Origin of the sequence: Streptomyces sp. NPDC048604 (assembly GCF_043199435.1) — a bacterium.
Lineage (GTDB): Bacteria > Actinomycetota > Actinomycetes > Streptomycetales > Streptomycetaceae > Streptomyces.
On sequence record NZ_JBICVX010000016.1, the window covers coordinates 83,226 to 98,548 of the forward strand.

Annotated in this window: 16 protein-coding genes, 1 tRNA gene, 1 other RNA gene and 1 pseudogene; 8 read left to right on the top strand and 11 right to left on the bottom strand. The window is 73.2% G+C overall.

The annotated features are described in order from the left end of the window. Window positions 1-47: 47 nt before the first annotated feature. From ACGFMM_RS28905 to ACGFMM_RS28925, 5 genes and pseudogenes are all read right to left on the bottom strand, one after another. The gene (locus ACGFMM_RS28905; RefSeq protein WP_393649401.1) at window positions 48-1,610 is read right to left on the bottom strand and encodes a M28 family metallopeptidase; all 1,563 of its coding nucleotides are present in this window, start codon (window positions 1,608-1,610) and stop codon (window positions 48-50) included. Between the two features lie 115 nt (window positions 1,611-1,725). Next, window positions 1,726-2,319, bottom strand: coding sequence for an HhH-GPD-type base excision DNA repair protein (locus ACGFMM_RS28910; RefSeq protein WP_393649402.1), 594 nt, complete (start codon window positions 2,317-2,319; stop codon window positions 1,726-1,728). Next, a pseudogene (locus tag ACGFMM_RS28915) lies at window positions 2,316-2,801 on the bottom strand (prolyl aminopeptidase); the annotation flags it as partial. The gene ACGFMM_RS28910 and the pseudogene ACGFMM_RS28915, both read right to left, overlap by 4 nt. Before the next feature lie 3 nt (window positions 2,802-2,804). Then, window positions 2,805-3,392: an RBBP9/YdeN family alpha/beta hydrolase gene (locus tag ACGFMM_RS28920; RefSeq protein WP_393649403.1), complete on the bottom strand. Its 588-nt coding sequence runs from the start codon at window positions 3,390-3,392 to the stop codon at window positions 2,805-2,807. A 125-nt stretch (window positions 3,393-3,517) separates the two neighbouring features. Continuing rightward, a complete protein-coding gene (locus ACGFMM_RS28925; protein ID WP_393649404.1) occupies window positions 3,518-4,165 on the bottom strand; it encodes a TetR/AcrR family transcriptional regulator in 648 nt (215 codons plus the stop codon). 196 nt (window positions 4,166-4,361) lie between these two features. Here ACGFMM_RS28925 and wrbA point away from each other — a divergent pair, with 196 nt between their 5' ends. From wrbA to ACGFMM_RS28940, 3 genes are all read left to right on the top strand, one after another. Beyond that, window positions 4,362-4,973 (top strand): NAD(P)H:quinone oxidoreductase, encoded by a 612-nt coding sequence (gene wrbA, locus ACGFMM_RS28930; protein ID WP_393649405.1) that lies wholly within the window; start codon window positions 4,362-4,364, stop codon window positions 4,971-4,973. A 173-nt stretch (window positions 4,974-5,146) separates the two neighbouring features. Next, window positions 5,147-6,511, top strand: coding sequence for a rhodanese-like domain-containing protein (locus ACGFMM_RS28935; protein ID WP_393649406.1), 1,365 nt, complete (start codon window positions 5,147-5,149; stop codon window positions 6,509-6,511). Beyond that, on the top strand, window positions 6,505-7,308 hold the full coding sequence (locus ACGFMM_RS28940) for a sulfite exporter TauE/SafE family protein (protein ID WP_393649407.1): 804 nt from the start codon (window positions 6,505-6,507) through the stop codon (window positions 7,306-7,308). Before ACGFMM_RS28935 ends, ACGFMM_RS28940 begins: the two co-directional genes overlap by 7 nt. A 32-nt stretch (window positions 7,309-7,340) precedes the next feature. Here the strand turns inward: ACGFMM_RS28940 and ACGFMM_RS28945 are convergent, their stop codons facing one another. After that, the gene (locus ACGFMM_RS28945; RefSeq protein WP_393649408.1) at window positions 7,341-7,628 is read right to left on the bottom strand and encodes a metal-sensitive transcriptional regulator; all 288 of its coding nucleotides are present in this window, start codon (window positions 7,626-7,628) and stop codon (window positions 7,341-7,343) included. A gap of 82 nt (window positions 7,629-7,710) precedes the next feature. Between ACGFMM_RS28945 and ACGFMM_RS28950 the strand changes: the two genes are divergently transcribed. Next, window positions 7,711-8,322, top strand: a complete 612-nt coding sequence (locus tag ACGFMM_RS28950) for a rhodanese-like domain-containing protein (protein ID WP_393649409.1) — start codon at window positions 7,711-7,713, stop codon at window positions 8,320-8,322. Between the two features lie 18 nt (window positions 8,323-8,340). Here ACGFMM_RS28950 and ACGFMM_RS28955 read toward each other — a convergent pair whose 3' ends face one another. From ACGFMM_RS28955 to ACGFMM_RS28970, 4 genes are all read right to left on the bottom strand, one after another. Next, window positions 8,341-8,757, bottom strand: coding sequence for a YciI family protein (locus tag ACGFMM_RS28955; protein WP_393649410.1), 417 nt, complete (start codon window positions 8,755-8,757; stop codon window positions 8,341-8,343). Between the two features lie 150 nt (window positions 8,758-8,907). Next, the gene (locus ACGFMM_RS28960) at window positions 8,908-9,468 is read right to left on the bottom strand and encodes a DUF5937 family protein (protein ID WP_393649468.1); all 561 of its coding nucleotides are present in this window, start codon (window positions 9,466-9,468) and stop codon (window positions 8,908-8,910) included. A 156-nt stretch (window positions 9,469-9,624) separates the two neighbouring features. Continuing rightward, window positions 9,625-10,875, bottom strand: coding sequence for an RNA polymerase sigma factor (locus ACGFMM_RS28965; protein WP_393649469.1), 1,251 nt, complete (start codon window positions 10,873-10,875; stop codon window positions 9,625-9,627). A gap of 5 nt (window positions 10,876-10,880) precedes the next feature. Continuing rightward, window positions 10,881-11,255, bottom strand: a complete 375-nt coding sequence (locus tag ACGFMM_RS28970; protein WP_393649411.1) for a YciI family protein — start codon at window positions 11,253-11,255, stop codon at window positions 10,881-10,883. Window positions 11,256-11,482: 227 nt separating this feature from the next. On the opposite strand from ACGFMM_RS28970, the gene ACGFMM_RS28975 reads away from it, so the two are divergent. After that, window positions 11,483-12,340: a hypothetical protein gene (locus ACGFMM_RS28975; RefSeq protein ID WP_393649412.1), complete on the top strand. Its 858-nt coding sequence runs from the start codon at window positions 11,483-11,485 to the stop codon at window positions 12,338-12,340. Window positions 12,341-12,379: 39 nt separating this feature from the next. Beyond that, window positions 12,380-12,775 carry a peptidase inhibitor family I36 protein gene (locus tag ACGFMM_RS28980; RefSeq protein WP_393649413.1) on the top strand — a complete coding sequence of 132 codons (396 nt, stop codon included), beginning with the start codon at window positions 12,380-12,382 and terminating at the stop codon, window positions 12,773-12,775. A 66-nt stretch (window positions 12,776-12,841) separates the two neighbouring features. Here the strand turns inward: ACGFMM_RS28980 and ACGFMM_RS28985 are convergent. Next, window positions 12,842-12,929, bottom strand: a tRNA-Ser gene (locus tag ACGFMM_RS28985). Between the two features lie 107 nt (window positions 12,930-13,036). Between ACGFMM_RS28985 and ffs the strand changes: the two genes are divergently transcribed. Next, window positions 13,037-13,135: signal recognition particle sRNA small type (gene ffs, locus ACGFMM_RS28990), an RNA gene on the top strand. A 43-nt stretch (window positions 13,136-13,178) separates the two neighbouring features. Further along, entirely contained in the window at window positions 13,179-15,284 is a 2,106-nt protein-coding gene (locus tag ACGFMM_RS28995; RefSeq protein ID WP_393649414.1) for a DNA polymerase III subunit gamma and tau, read from the top strand. Window positions 15,285-15,323 lie beyond the last annotated feature (39 nt).

Consider the following 15,323-nt stretch of genomic DNA (forward strand, 5'->3'; position numbering starts at 1 on the left):
CGGCCCCCCGCGGAGCGGAGAGCCGGGTCCTACGGGTGTCGCGGTGCTTACTCGGTGACCTCGTGGTCGTGGCCCTCGTGCAGACCGCCGCCGCCACCCGAGCCGCCGTCGGTCGGGGTGGACACGACCGGGCGCTTCAGCGAGCTGATGTCGTGGGCGTAGGTGCCCACGGCGTTGGCGATGACGTCGATGTTGGCGTCGAACGCCGCCATGTTGATGTTGGTGATGTCGTCACCCACGGCGTGGTAGTTCACGTCGTACGCGACACCCGCCTCGCCGCCGAACTTCTCCGCCTCGGCCGCCGTCTTGAGGCCCTCGGCGCCGGTGAAGGTACCGCCGGACGGGATGCCGATCTCGATGAACGGGCCGTAGTCGGAGCGGCCGCTGAAGTCGGTGCCCGCGTGCGGCACACCGCGCCTGTCCATGAAGTCGGTGATGTCGCGCTCGAGCTGGGCCGAACCCTCCGGGCCGGCGGGGGCGCCGACGCCGTCGGAGTTGTCGCCGTCGTACACGAACAGGCCGTAGTTCGGCGAAGCGATCATGTCGAAGTTGAGGTAGAGCTTGACTTCCTTCTTGTCCAGCTCGCTCATGTTCGCGACGTAGTGCTCGGAGCCGAGCAGGCCGTTCTCCTCGGCGGACCACCAGGCGAAGCGGACCTTGTTGGTCGGCTTCTTCTCGGCCTTGGCCAGCTTCAGGGCGGCGTCGAGGATGCCGGCGGAGCCGGAGCCGTTGTCGTTGATGCCGGGGCCGGCGGTGACGGAGTCGAGGTGGGCGCCGAGCATCACGGTGTTGGCCGCGTTGCCGGTCTTCGTCTCCGCGATGACGTTGTTGGTGGTGCGCTTCTCCTGGAGCTGACGGATCTCGTAGGAGAGCGAGACCGGGCCCTTGGCCAGGTCGGCGGCGAGCTTCTCGCCCTCGGCCTGGGTGATGCCGCCGGTGGGCAGCTTGCCGGCGGCCGGGTCGCCGAGGGTGCCGGAGAGGGCGCCTGCGGTGTTGTTGTAGATGATCGCGCCGACCGCGCCGGCGGCGGCGGCGTTCTCCTGCTTGGCGGCGAAGGTGCAGCCGCCGCGCTTGATCAGGGCGATCTTGCCGGTGAACGTGCCGGAGGCGAAGTCGCCGGGCTCGCAGCCGTTCGTGCCGTCGGCGTCGACCGGGGCGGCGGCCAGCTCGGCCTTGATGCCGCCGACCGGGGTCGACTTGGTGTACGTCATCGCCGCGACCTCGATGTCACGGGGCGCGGGCGAGACGACGGAGAGCTTCTGGGCCTGGGTCTCGGTGTACTGGAACTCGAACTTCTGGTACGAGACGTTGTATCCGGCCTTCTTGAGCAGCTGGTACACGTACGCCGCGGAGGCGTCGTGTCCGAGCGAGCCGGCGGCGCGGTGGCCGCCGGTCGAGTCGGCTATCGCCTGGAACCGCTCGAGGTGCTTGCGTGCGTCCTTCGCGGACGCCTCGCGGACCAGCTTCTTCGCCAGCTTGGTCGCGTCCTTGGACGCTGCCTTCCCCGGATCCGAGGTAGCGGTGGCGGGGGAAGCGGCTGCCAGCAGGAGCGGGGTAGCGAGTGCGGCTGCGGCCAGGGTGGCCGCGGCTCTGCGATGGGTTGCGTTCACAGAGGTCCTTCCCGGTGCGAACGAGGTTGAAGGGAAGTTAGCGATCTCCGGGGCAATCTGTGAACATCTCGGCGTCAATTCCTGCGGCATTTAGCAGAATTGACATATGGATTCGTCAAGCCCCGGATGCTTTTGCGGCTTTTGCCGCTCGCTTGGCCTCCTGCTTGAACTCCCGCACCTTCGCCAGCGACTCCGCCCCGGTGATGTCGGCGGCGGACCGGTAGCAGTTCGCCTCGCCGTACGGACCGGCCGCCTCGCGCCACCCTTCGGGCCGCACCCCGTACTGCTTGCCCAGCAGGGCGAGGAAGATCTGCGCCTTCTGCGTCCCGAAACCGGGCAGCGCCTTCAGCCGGGCGAGCAGCTCCTTGCCGCTCTCCGCGTCCGCCCAGACGGCCGTGGCGTCCCCGCCGTACTCCTCGACCAGGAACCGGCAGAGCTGCTGGATCCGCTTGGCCATCGACCCGGGGTAGCGGTGCACGGCCGGCTTCTCGGACAGCAGCGCCGCGAACGCCTCCGGGTCGTACGCGGCGATCTGCCCGGCGTCGAGGTCCTCCGTCCCGAGGCGCTGCGTGATCGTGTACGGCCCGGCGAACGCCCACTCCATGGGCACCTGCTGGTCCAGGAGCATCCCGACGAGCGCCGCGAGCGAGGACCGTCCGAGCAGCGCGTCGGCCTCGGGCTGCTGGGCGAGATGGATCTCAGTACTCATGCTTCGATGATCCCGCCGCCCGCCGCGGGACGCGAAGCGGGACGCGCGTCGGGGACGTGCGCCGGGGACGCGAAGCGGGCGAGGGCCTCGACGATGAGGTCCCGGGTCTCGGCGCCGCCGAGGTGTCCGGCCGCCTCGACGACGTGCAGCTCGGCGTCCGGCCACGCCCGGGCCAGCTCCCAGGCGGTGATCAGCGGGCTGCTCATGTCCTGACGGCCGTGGATCAGCACTCCGGGGATGCCGGCGAGGCGGTGCGCGTCGCGGAGCAGCGCGTCCTCCTCCAGCCACGCTCCGTGCGCGAAGCAGTGCGCGCAGACGCGGACGAAGGCGAGCCGCGCGTCGTCGACACGGGCCGTGTACGGCGCTCCCTGCCCCTCCCCGGACAGCACGGCGTCCTCCCAGGCACACCAGTCCGCGGCGGCCCGCGCGCGGACGGCCGGCTCGGGGTCGTTCATGCGGGCCGCGTACGCGGTGATCAGTTCGCGCTACCGGTTGCCGCTCACCCGCGTCCCCGGGTTCTCGCACCAGTCGAGGACCGAGGGCCACGCGCCGTAGCCGGAGTCGGGGTTGAGGTGGCCGCCCGGCGGGATGTGGTCGGTGTCCAGGGACAGCGGGTCGGCGTAGTGCACGTCGGCGCCCTCGGGGCAGTACGGGTCGTCGTCGCCGTAGACCAGGCGGCTCGGGGCCTTCAGGACGGTGCGCGCCAGGTCGAGGCGGTGCGCGAAGGCGGCGATGTCCGGGATGCCGGCCGTCACCGGAGGTGACGGCGGGGCCACCAGGAGGACGCGGTCGGCGTCGGGGCGGCGGTCGCCCGCGCCGAGCCAGAGGAGTACGGACAGGCTGTGGGCCAGGACGACGAACTCGCCGTGCTCCGGGCGGGCGCCGTGCTCCTCCAGGGCCGACAGCCAGTCCTCCAGGACCGGGGCGTCCGGTTCCGGCAGCTGCGGGTAGCGGACCTCGTGCCCGCGCTCCCGCAGTTCGCCGGCCAGCCAATGCTGCCAGTGGCCCTCGGGGCGGTGGTTCTCGTAGCCGTGAAGGATGAGGAAGGTCTTCGGCGCGCCGCTGGTCGTCATGGCGTGATCGTCGGGCAGGTCCGGCGGTCGGGTCCAGAGCGTGTCTGAGGGGTGGACCGCGCGCGGCCCCCAGTATGCGCGCGGTGCGCTCAGGGCCTATCCGACCCTGATCCACCGGACAGGCCCTAGGCGCCCAGTCTCAGCAGTTCCGCGATCCCGGCCTTCAGTTCGTCCGCCGTCAGCCGGCGCTCGACCGACAGGTGGTGCATCAGGCTCGGCGAGAACGGGGCGAGCAGCAGGTGCGCGAGCAGTGCGCCGTTCGCGCCGGGGCGGACCCGGCCGAGCAGCATCGTCAGATGCGCGTGCATCGCCAGGTACGCGCCTGAGGTGTACCGCGCGCTCGGCGCGGCCGCCTGGGCCGCGAGCAGGATCTCCCGCTGCTCGATGACCCGGTCCACCAGCGCGTCGAGGAAGGCGGGCAGCCGCTCCTCGGCCGGCGCGCCCGGCCCCAGCGGCGGCGGGCCCGCGAGGTAGGCCTCCTGGAACTGGCGCTCCCGCTCGTCGAGCAGCGCCCACAGCAGCTGCGACACGTCGCCGAACCGCCGGTACACCGTCCCGACCCCGATGCAGCTCGCGTGCGCGACCGCGTTCATGGTCACGGCCTCGGGGCCCTGCTCGCTGACGATGCGGGCGGCCGCGTCCAGGATCTTGCGGCGGTTGCGGGCGGCGTCGGCCCGCTCGGCGGCGGGGCGGTCCCCGGAGGGGAGCAGCGGGATCGACTGGGGGGTCCCCAGCGGGATCGCCGGGATCGCCTGGGGTTCGTCGGTGCTCATCCGTGTCGCCGCCCTTCCGTGGGTCCTTCCCGGATGCCCCTGGATGCCCCCTTGTCGTGTCCGTCTTCCGAGCATATCGGGAGCGCTTTCCGCCTCTCCGGGGGCCGCCCTTGCGAAATGGAACACTATCCGCTTAAGCTCGGGCAGGGAAGAAACGGAAACCAATCCGTTTGAGCGGTCTGTGGAGGGCCTGAACATGTCCGTCAAGGTTGCAGTCGTCTACTACTCGGCCACCGGGAACGTCCACCAGCTGGCCCAGGCCGTCGCCGAAGGCGCCGAGAAGGCCGGTGCCGAGGTCCGTCTCCGCCGCGTTCCCGAGCTGGCCCCCGACGCGGCCATCGACGGGAACCCCGCCTGGCGCGCCCACGTGGACGCCACCGGCGACAAGGTCGAGGTCGCCACGCTGGCCGACCTGGAGTGGGCGGACGCCTACGCGTTCGGCTCCCCGACCCGGTACGGCAACATCGCCGCGCAGCTGAAGCAGTACATCGACACCACCGGCGGCCTGTGGCAGGGCGGCGTGTTCGCGGACAAGCCCGCGACCGCCTTCACCAGCGCCCACAACGTGCACGGCGGCAACGAGTCCACGCTGCTCGCGCTCTACAACACCTTCCACCACTGGGGCTCGGTCATCGTCTCCCCCGGCTTCACCGACCCCTCCGTGTACGCGGCCGGCGGCAACCCGTACGGCACCGCGCACCCGGGCGCCAACGGCGCCCCGGAGGAGAACGTGCTGCAGGCCGCCCGCTACCAGGGCGAGCGGCTGACGAAGATCGCGAAGCGCCTGCAGGGCATCGCGGTCGACTGACGACCGACCGGCCGCCGACCGACGGCCGACCCCGGGAGGGCCGGGACTCCGCATCGCGCGGAGTCCCGGCCCTTTTGCCGTTCCGGCAAGCGACTGGATACCCCCGGGGGTAATTCTGCTAGGGTCGAATGTATACCCCGGGGGGTAATCGGATTTCTCTGGAAGGAGCGGCCGTGTTCTTCGTGGACACCGTCGCGGTGCCGGGTCTCGGCAACCGCAGCTATCTGGCGGGCGGTCCCGCCACCGCCGTGGCGATCGACCCGCCCCGCGACATCGACCGTGTGCTGGAGGCCGCCGCGCGCCGCGGTGTGCGGATCTCCCATGTGGTCGAGACCCATGTGCACAACGACTATGTGTCCGGCGGACTGGAGCTGGCGCGGATCGCCGGAGCGCGGTACGTCGTCCCCGCCGCGGCCTCCGTCGCGTACGAGCGGCTGCCGATCGCCGACGGCGACGAACTCCCCGTCGACGAGGGCCTGGTGCTGCGCGCCATGGCCACCCCCGGGCACACCCCGCACCACACCGCGTACGTCCTCGCGGAGGCGGGCCGCCCGGTGGCCGTCTTCACCGGCGGCTCCCTGCTCGTGGGCACCGTCGGCCGCCCCGACCTGGTCGAACCCCGGCTGACCGAGGCGCTGGCGCACGCCCAGCACGCCTCCGCGCACCGGCTCGCCGCCGAACTCCCCGACGACACCGCCGTCCTGCCCACGCACGGCTTCGGCTCCTTCTGCTCCGCCGGCGCCTCCGCCGCCGGGGCGGACGCCTCGCCGACGACCATCGGCGAACAGACGAAGGTCAACGAGGCGCTGCTGAAGGACGCGGACGACTTCGTCGCCGAACTGCTCGCGGCCCTCGACGACGCCCCCGCGTACTACGCCCACATGGGCCCGATCAACACCGCCGGCCCCGCACCCGTGGACCTCACCCCGCCCGCCGTCGCCGATCCCGGCGAGCTCGCGGCCCGGCTCGAGGCCGGCGAGTGGGTGGTCGACCTGCGCAGCCGGGTCGCCTTCGCGGCCGGACACGTCGCCGGCTCGTACAACATCGAGGCGGGCGGCCAGCTCGCCGTGTACCTCGCCTGGCTGATCCCGTGGGGCCGTCCGGTGACCCTGCTCGCCGAGAGTCCGGAGCAACTGGCCCAGGCGCAGCGTGAGTTGGCACGGGTCGGCATCGACCGCCCGGCCGCCGCGGCGACCGGCGGGCCGGAGGACTGGCTGCGGGCGGGGGAGCGGCCCGAGTCGTACCGCCGGGCGACGTTCGCGGAGCTGGAGGCGGAGGACGGCGCGGGGGTGGTGATCCTGGACGTCCGGCGCGCTTCGGAGCGGAAGGCGACCGGCGTGATACCGGGTTCGCTGTCCATCCCCCTGCACGAACTGCGCGGCCGGACGGCGGAGTTGTCCAAGGGCCGGACCGTCTGGGTGCACTGCGCCGGCGGGATGCGGGCCTCGATCGCCGCGTCGATGCTGGCGACCGCGGGGCACGACGTGGTGGCGGTCGACGACTCGTTCGCGAACGCGCCCGTGCCGCCCCGATGCTGATCGCGCTCGCGGCGGGCGCGGTCGTCGGGCTCGCGCTCGGCGCGCTGGGCGGCGGGGGCAGCGTGCTCGCCGTGCCCGCGCTGATCTACCTGCTCGGCTTCAGTCCGCAGGCGGCCGCGACCGCGAGCCTGTTGATCGTGCTCGCGACCTCGGCGACCGCGTTGTACGGGCACGCCCGGGACGGCCGGGTGCGCTGGGCGACGGGCGCGCTGTTCGCGGCGGCCGGCCTCATACCGGCCGCGCTCGGCGGCCTGCTCTCCACGCGCCTGCCGGAGGCGCTGCTGACGGTGGGGTTCGCGACGGTGGCGGGGCTTGCGGCGGTCCGGATGATCCGCCGCGGGCCGGCTCCGGCGGGGACGGCTCAGGCGCAGGGTCCGACTCAGGCTCATGCTCAGGCCTCGGCCTCGGCCTCGGCTCCGACTCAGGCTTCGGCTTCGGGCGGGGCGGTCGCCGCTGCCGGGGCGGGCCTGGGCGCGGTGACGGGTGTCCTGGGGGTGGGCGGCGGGTTCCTGACGGTCCCGGCGCTGGTGCAGGTCGTCGGCCTGCGGATGCGTACGGCGGTGGGCACGAGCCTGCTGGTCGTCGCCGCGAACGCCCTGGTCGCCCTGCTGGCCCGGGCAGGCTCGTCCGTTCCGCTGGACTGGTCCGTGGTCGCCCCCTTCACCGGCGCGGCCGTCCTGGCCGCCTGGGACGGCCGCCGGCTCTCCGCCAAGATCCCGGCCGACACCCTCCGCCGCGTCTTCGGCGTCGCGCTCCTGGCGGTGGCGGCGCTGATGCTGGCGGACGCGGTGTGGTGAACGGGTGAAGAGGCGCAGGCCCAGGCCCAGGCCTAGGCCAGCGACAGGAAGAGCTTCTCCAGGCGGGCGCGCATCTGCTCCGGGTCCTCCCCGTCCTTGCGGCCGTTCTCCATGTCGGTGAGGCACTGCTGCAGGCCCGTCGCGATGATCGCGAAGCCCGCGCGGTCCAGGGCGCGCGACGCGGCGGCGAGCTGGGTCACGACCTCCTCGCAGTCCCGGCCCTCTTCGATCATCTTGATCACACCGGAGATCTGGCCCTGTGCCCGGCGGAGCCGGTTCAGGACCGCCTTCAGTTCCGCGCCCGCGAGATCGAGTTCCACAACCACTCCTCCAACAGATACCCCAGGGGGTAATTTACTCCCTCGTACGGGGCTCCGCCGAAACCCAAGGATGACACCCTCCATGCACCACCCCACTTCCCCCGCTTCCCCCGCTACCCCCACCGACCTCGACGCCGACCGGGCCCACGGCCGTCTCGGCTCGCTGACCGTCGTCGACGTCCGCAGCCCCGCCGAGTACGCCTCCGGCCACGTCCCCGGCGCGCTGAACGTGCCGCTCGACCGGCTCGCGCAGGCCGTGCCCGCCCTGCGGGAGGCGGCCGCGCGCGGCGAACTGCTCGTGGTCTGCCAGTCCGGCAACCGCTCCGCCGCAGCCCGCACCCAGCTCGCCGCGCAGGGTGTCCCCGCGCTGAACCTCACCGGCGGCACCTCCGCCTGGGCAGCCCGCGGCCACTCGCTGGACCGCCCGGCGGGCGCGCCCGCGAAGCCGGTGTGGGCGATGGACCGGCAGGTCCGGCTGACCGCCGGCTCGCTGGTCCTGATCGGGCTCGCCCTCGGACTCCTCGTCCACCCGGCCTTCCAGCTTCTCGCGGCGGGCATCGCGGGCGGCCTCGTCTTCTCGGCGCTCACCGACACCTGCGGCATGGCCGCGATGCTCGGCAGGCTCCCCCACAACCGCACCACCACCTGCGGCCTCCCCCTGGACGCGACGCTGGAACGCCTGCGCCGCGGCTGAGACGACGACGAAGGCCGGTCACTCCCCGGGGCCGGCCTCGTCGATCTGGCGGATGACGACCGGGTAGTCCTTGCTGCCGGGCGGGACCGGGCATTCGGTGATGCGGGCGGCGATCTCGGTGGCGCGGTCGAGGGAGGCGCACTCGAGGATCCAGTAGCCGGCCAGGAGCTCCCGGCCGCGGTCGTACGGGTCGTCCCGGACGGTCGGGGCGCCGCCGGACGGGTTCGCCGTGACGAAGCGGGTGCGGGCGGGCTCGGTGAGGCCCTGTCCGTCCAGCATCTCGCCGGTCGCGCTCAGCTCGCCGTTGAGCTTGTCCATGAACGTGATCATCTTGCGCACGTCGTCCTGGCTCCACGCCGGGGAGCCCGAGGAACCCTCGCCCTTCATCGCGTCGTAGTCCGCCTGCGAGCCCAGCACCATCACCATGTACTTCACGACAGACGCTCCCTCTCTGCTCTCTGTGCTCCTTCTGGTCCTTCCAGGGGACGCCGTACTCCTGGGTAGTGCCCGTCAGCGCGCCCGCCGGGCCGCGATTCCACCCGGGAGGCCCACCCCTCCCTCGCCTGCTCGACGCCTACTCGATCCTCAGGCCGTTCCCGCGCACAGCAGGGCGTCCGCGACCGCCGTTCGTGCGTAGAGCACCGAGCGGCCCGCACGGTGTGCGGTGACCAGGCCGGCGTCCCGCAGGGCGGTGAGGTGTTGGGAGACGCCGGCGGCGGACAGGCCTGCGTGGCGGGCGAGTTGGGTGGTGGAGGCGGGGGTGTCCAGCTCCGTCAGCAGCAGGGTCCGGGACTTGCCGATGACCGCGGCCACCGCCTCCGCCGCGGCCGTGGTCCGCGGCTCCCACAGCGTCCCGATCCCCCGTGCCGGGTAGGCGAGTTGGGGCGGCTCGGGCGCTACGGAGCGGGTGAGCACCCGCGGCCAGGCGAACGCGGACGGCACCAGCAGCAGCCCGGCCCCGGTCTCGGCGCGGCTCAGCGTGCACTGCCGGCGCACCAGCCGCAGGCTGCCGGTGTCCCAGGTCACCGACTTGTGCAGCTCGTTGAGGACCTGCGCCACACCGTGCTCGGCGACCTGCCGGGCCCGGTGGAAGACGTCCGCCTCCAGGACGTCGCGGATCCGGGCCCAGTACGGCGCTAGCGCCAGCTCCCACTACGGCGGAGGAGCGGGTGGTGGCGGAGGACAAGCCGAAGCCCGGCCTGCCGGAGGCACAGGCGTCGGAGCCGCAGCCGTCGACGGCCGGGACCCGCGAGCCGGCCGCCGCCGCATGACATCGGCGGCCCGGTGGTCGAGCACCGGGCCTCACGGCCCGGCCGGCTCCCCGCCCTCCAACCGCCGTGCCCGCTCCGTCAGATGACGCCGCTCCGGCGCACTCGTCGTGCGCCGGGCGGCCTCGCGGTACGCCTCCGCCGCCGGCCCGGTCTCGCCGCGCAGCTCCAGCAGATGCGCGCGGGTGGCGAGCAGCCGGTGGTGCCGGGCCATCCGCTTGTCGCCCTCCAGCGTGGCCAGCAGGTCGAGCCCGGCGGCCGGTCCGTGCACCATCGCGACGGCGACGGCGCGGTTGAGGGTGACCATCGGGTTCGGCCCGAAGCGTTCCAGGAGTTCGTACAGGGCGAGGATCTGCGGCCAGTCGGTGGCGTCCGCGTCCGTCGCCTCGTCGTGGACGGCGGCGACGGCGGCCTGCACCTGGTACGGCCCGACCTGGCCCCGCGGCAGCGTACGGCTGATCAGCTCGACGCCCTCGGCGATCAGCGCGCCGTCCCAGAGCCCGCGGTCCTGTTCGGCGAGCGGCACGAGTTCGCCGAGCGGCCCGGTGCGGGCGGGGCGACGGGCGTCGGTGAGCAGCATGAGGGCGAGCAGCCCGGCGGTCTCGCAGTCGTCGGGGACCAGCCGGTGCAGCAGCCGGGTGAGCCGGATCGCCTCGGCGGACAGTTCGGGCGCGGTGAGGTCGGCGCCGGCGGAGGCGGTGTAGCCCTCGTTGAAGACGAGGTACAGCACGTGCCGTACCGCGCCGAGCCGTTCGGCGCGGTCGGCGCCTTCGGGCAGCGCGAGGGCGGCGCCCTTGATCGTCTGCTTGGCGCGGCTGATGCGCTGCGCCATGGTCGCCTCGGGGACCAGGAACGCCGCCGCGATCTGCGCGGTCGTCAGACCGCCGACCGCGCGCAGGGTGAGCGCGATCCGGCTGGAGGGCGAGAGGTCGGGGTGACAGCAGAGGAAGAGCAGGGCCAGCGAGTCGTCGCGGTCGGACTCGGGCCGCTCGTCGGCGGGGTGGGCGAGCAGCGCGGACTGCGGGGTGGCGAGGGCGAGGGTGTCCTCGCGGCGCCGCCGCGCGGCCTCGCTGCGCACCTGGTCGACGAGCCGGCGGGCGGCGACGGTGACGAGCCAGCCGCGCGGGTTGTCGGGGACGCCGTCCTTCGGCCACTGCAGGGCGGCGGCGAGCAGGGCCTCCTGCACCGCGTCCTCGGCCTCGTCGAAGCTCGCGTAGCGGCGCACGAGCACGCCGAGGACCTGCGGCGCGAGCGCGCGCAGCAGGTCCTCGACGTTCTGGGGCACGCCGCTCACAGCCCCGCCGCGTCCGTCGGGGCCTCGTGCAGGACGGGCCACAGCTCGACCGGCTCGACGTCGGCGAACGGCATGTCCGCGGCGATCTCCTGCGCCCGCTCCAGGCTGTCGCAGTCGAGCAGGTAGAAGCTGGCGAGGTACTCCTTGGTCTCCAGGTACGGCCCGTCGGTCACGGCCGGTGCGCCCTCGCCGGTGCGCCGGACCAGCTGCGCGTTGGCCGCGTCGGCGAGCCCGTACGCGCCGATCAGCTCTCCGGTCTCGCGGTACCTGCGGTTGAAGGCGTCCTGCCGGGCGATCGCCTCGGGCCAGGCGTCGGCGGGGAAGGCGTCCCACTTGGCCTGGTTGCCGTAGATCATCGCGACGTACTTCATCTCGGGTGTCCTCCCCTTCGGGCGCACCGGCGGTGCGCGCTCTCACCCTGGGGTCGGAGCGAGAAGAGCACGTTCGACATCGCCGCCCGACTTTTTCTCACCGACTTCTGGATCTTGGCCGATTCTGACGGTCGATCGCAGTCCGGCACCACCCATCCGGGCGAGGAGACAACGTTTCACCTGCGTCGACGCGCATCCCACCGAGCGGGGTCGGGCAGCCTGGCCGCGTGCGAAGGTCGGCTCCCCTGGCAGTACTGCTCCTCCTGACCCTGACGGCTTGCGACCCCGGAACTCCGGGGACTCCTGGAACTCCCCCCGGCGCCGGCGAACCCCTCACCCGGCCGCAGCAGCAACTGCTCGCCCGCGCGGAGCAGACGCTGATCGCGCGGTGCCTGACCGCGCGGGGCTTCCGCTACGAGGTACGGGTCCCGCAGTCGCCGCCACCGCGCCGCTTCCCGTACGTCGTGGACGACGTCGGCTGGGCGCGGGCGCACGGCTTCGGCCGGGACGAGGAGCGCCGGCTCGCGGCGGCGAAGGCGGCCGACCCGAACGAGCGGTACTTCCGCACCCTGCCGCCCGCCCGGCAGCGGGCCGCGCTCGCGGCCCTGAACGGCCCGCGCCCGGTCGGCCTGAGGGCGCGGATGCCGGGCGGGGGGACGGTGGCGGCGAGCGACGAGGGCTGCACGGCGCAGGCGCAGCGCCGCCTGTACGGCGATCTGCCGGCCTGGTTCGAGGCCCGGCTGACGGCGGCGAACCTGACGCCCCTGTACGTGCCGCGGGTCCGCGCCGACCCGGCCTACCGGACGGCGGTACGCGACTGGTCGGCGTGCATGACGCGGCGCGGCCACGCGTACCCGACCCCGGAGGCCCTGCGCGCCGCGCTCCCCGGGACCGGCGAGCGCGAACTGGCCGTGGCGGAGGCGGAGTGCGCGGCGGACTCCGGCCTGGCGGCCACGGCGAAGGCGCTGGACGCGCGGTACGGCGCGGCGGCCCGCCGCGCCCACGCGGCCCCGCTCGCCACGAAGGCCCGCCTGGAACGCGCCGCACTGCCCAGGGCCCGCGAGGTCCTCACGAACCGCCCGTGAGCACGAGCTCCGTGGCGTTGGAGAAAGGAACCACGACAGATGCGCAAGACGATGACGAGGACCCTGGCGGCAGCCGCCGTAGCCCTGCTGGCCACCCTGACGACGACCCCGCAGTCCCAGGCCTCCGCCCCCTCCCTGGCGATGGCCGACGGCTACGTCCACGTCTGGGAGCACACCGGCGCCGGCGGCGCGACCTGCCGCTGGAGCGGCGACGACAGCGACTACCGCTTCAACACCGGCTGCGGCGACATGAACGACAAGGTCTCCTCGGCCCGCAACAGCGGCTACACGGGCGCCTACGAGGACGTCCTCTTCTACGAGAACATCGACCGCCGAGGCTCCTTCGTCTGCCTCCCCAACGGCGCCTACTGGGAGTCCATGCCCTCCGGCTGGAACGACCGAGCCTCCTCCCACTCCTGGGGCAGCGCCTGCTGATGTGGTGACCCGTTGACCGTGGAACGACCAGAGGGCCGGACCGCTGTGCGGTCCGGCCCTCTGGGCTGGCGGAGGATACGAGATTCGAACTCGTGAGGGGTTGCCCCCAACACGCTTTCCAAGCGTGCGCCCTAGGCCTCTAGGCGAATCCTCCGCCGGGAACATTACATGACCGAGGGGGGTGCTCGCGAACTCGATGTTTCGGGGTTCGGGGAGGTCGGTGGGGGTGGCGGGGGAGGGGTGGGGATCGGGTACTCTGGGCGGAGCCCCTCACGTGGCGCTATCTGACTGAACTCCCCCAGGGCCGGAAGGCAGCAAGGGTAGGTCGGCTCTGGCGGGTGCGTGGGGGGCGCTTGCGTTCTCGGGCACCGGGTTGTCGGTGTGCGCCTATAACCTCGTATACGTGTCGTCTCTCGCGCTGTACCGCCGCTACCGTCCCGAGTCCTTCGCCGAGGTCATCGGGCAGGAGCATGTCACCGACCCGTTGCAGCAGGCCCTGCGGAACAACCGGGTCAATCACGCGTACCTGTTCAGCGGGCCGCGCGGGTGTGGCAAGACGACCAGCGCGCGGATCCTCGCGCGGTGTCTGAACTGTGAGCAGGGCCCCACGCCGACGCCGTGCGGCGAGTGCCAGTCCTGCCGGGATCTCGCCCGGAACGGGCCGGGGTCCATCGATGTGATCGAGATCGACGCCGCCTCGCACGGCGGCGTGGACGACGCCCGTGACCTGCGGGAGAAGGCCTTCTTCGGGCCCGCCTCCAGCCGGTACAAGATCTACATCATCGACGAGGCGCACATGGTCACCTCGGCGGGCTTCAACGCCCTCCTGAAGGTGGTCGAGGAGCCGCCGGAGCATCTCAAGTTCATCTTCGCCACGACCGAGCCCGAGAAGGTCATCGGGACCATCCGGTCGCGGACCCATCACTATCCGTTCCGGCTCGTGCCGCCGGGGACCCTGCGGGAGTACCTCGGCGAGGTGTGCGGCCGGGAGGGCATTCCCGTCGAGGACGGCGTGCTGCCGCTCGTCGTGCGGGCCGGCGCCGGGTCCGTGCGTGACTCGATGTCCGTCATGGACCAGCTGCTCGCGGGCGCCGCCGACGACGGTGTGACGTATGCCATGGCGACCGCGCTGCTCGGGTACACGGACGGGTCGCTGCTCGATTCCGTTGTCGACGCCTTCGCCGCGGGGGACGGGGCGGCCGCTTTCGAGGTGGTCGACCGGGTCGTCGAAGGGGGGAACGACCCTCGGCGGTTCGTCGCCGATCTGCTGGAGCGGCTGCGGGATCTCGTCATCCTCGCCGCCGTGCCCGACGCCGTCGAGAAGGGGCTGATCGACGCGCCCGTCGACGTCGTCGAGCGGATGCAGGCGCAGGCCTCCGTGTTCGGGGGCGCCGAGCTGAGCCGGGCTGCCGACCTCGTCAACACCGGGCTCACCGAGATGCGCGGGGCCACCTCGCCGCGGCTGCAGCTGGAGCTGATCTGCGCGCGGGTGCTGCTGCCCGCGGCCTTCGACGACGAGCGGTCGCTGCTGGCCCGGCTCGACCGGCTGGAGCGCGGGGCCGCGTCCGCCCCTGCCGCGCCCATGGTGATGCCCGGGCCGCCGCCCGCGCCCGCGATGGGGTACGTGCCCGGGCCCGAAGCGCATACGCCGATGGCTCCGCCTCCGCCGCCTGCCCCTGCCCCGGCCCCGGCCCCGGTTACGTCTACTCCTACGCCGGCTCCCGCCCCGGCTCCCGCCCCCGCCCCCGCGCAGCCTCCCGCCGGCGCACGGCCAGGCGCCTGGCCCGGGGCTGCCGCGCCCGGCAGTGGTGCGGCTCCCGGTGCGTGGCCCGGTGCGGCCGCGCCGACGCCGCCCGCGCCTGCCGCGCCCCAGCCGCAGGCCGCCGCCCCGGCCCCCGCGCCGTCCGGCGAGTCGGCGCAGGGCGCCGCTCAGGTGCGGAACATGTGGCCGTCGATCCTCGACGCCGTCAAGAACCGCCGCCGTTTCACGTGGATCCTGCTTTCGCAGAACGCGCAGGTGGCCGGCTTCGACGGGACCACCCTCCAGCTCGGCTTCCTCAACGCCGGCGCCCGCGACAACTTCGCGAGCAGCGGCAGCGAGGAGGTGCTGCGGCAGGCGCTCGCCGACCAGTTCCATGTGCAGTGGAAGATCGAGGCGATCGTCGACCCCTCCGGCGGCTCCGCCCCGCCCCCGGCCGCGTCCGGCTTCGGCGGCGGCCGTCCCACTCCGCCGCCGGTGGCTCCCGCCTCCCCGAGCCACCAGCCGGCCCCGCCGGTCCAGCAGACGCCGCCGCCCCCCGCGGCCCCGCAGGCCCAGGCCCCGGCATCCGTACAGCACCAGTCCCAGCCTCAGGCCCCCGCGCCCGTCCAGGCTCCGCCGCCCGTTGCGCCCGAGGACGACATCCCCGAGGAGGACGATCCCGACCTCGTGGAGTCCGCGCTCTCCGGGCACGACCTGATCGTGCGCGAGCTCGGAGCCACCGTGGTGGAGGAATACACGAACGAATAGGGCCGTCCCGCTCGGTGGCCCGCACAAAGGGCACGCCGC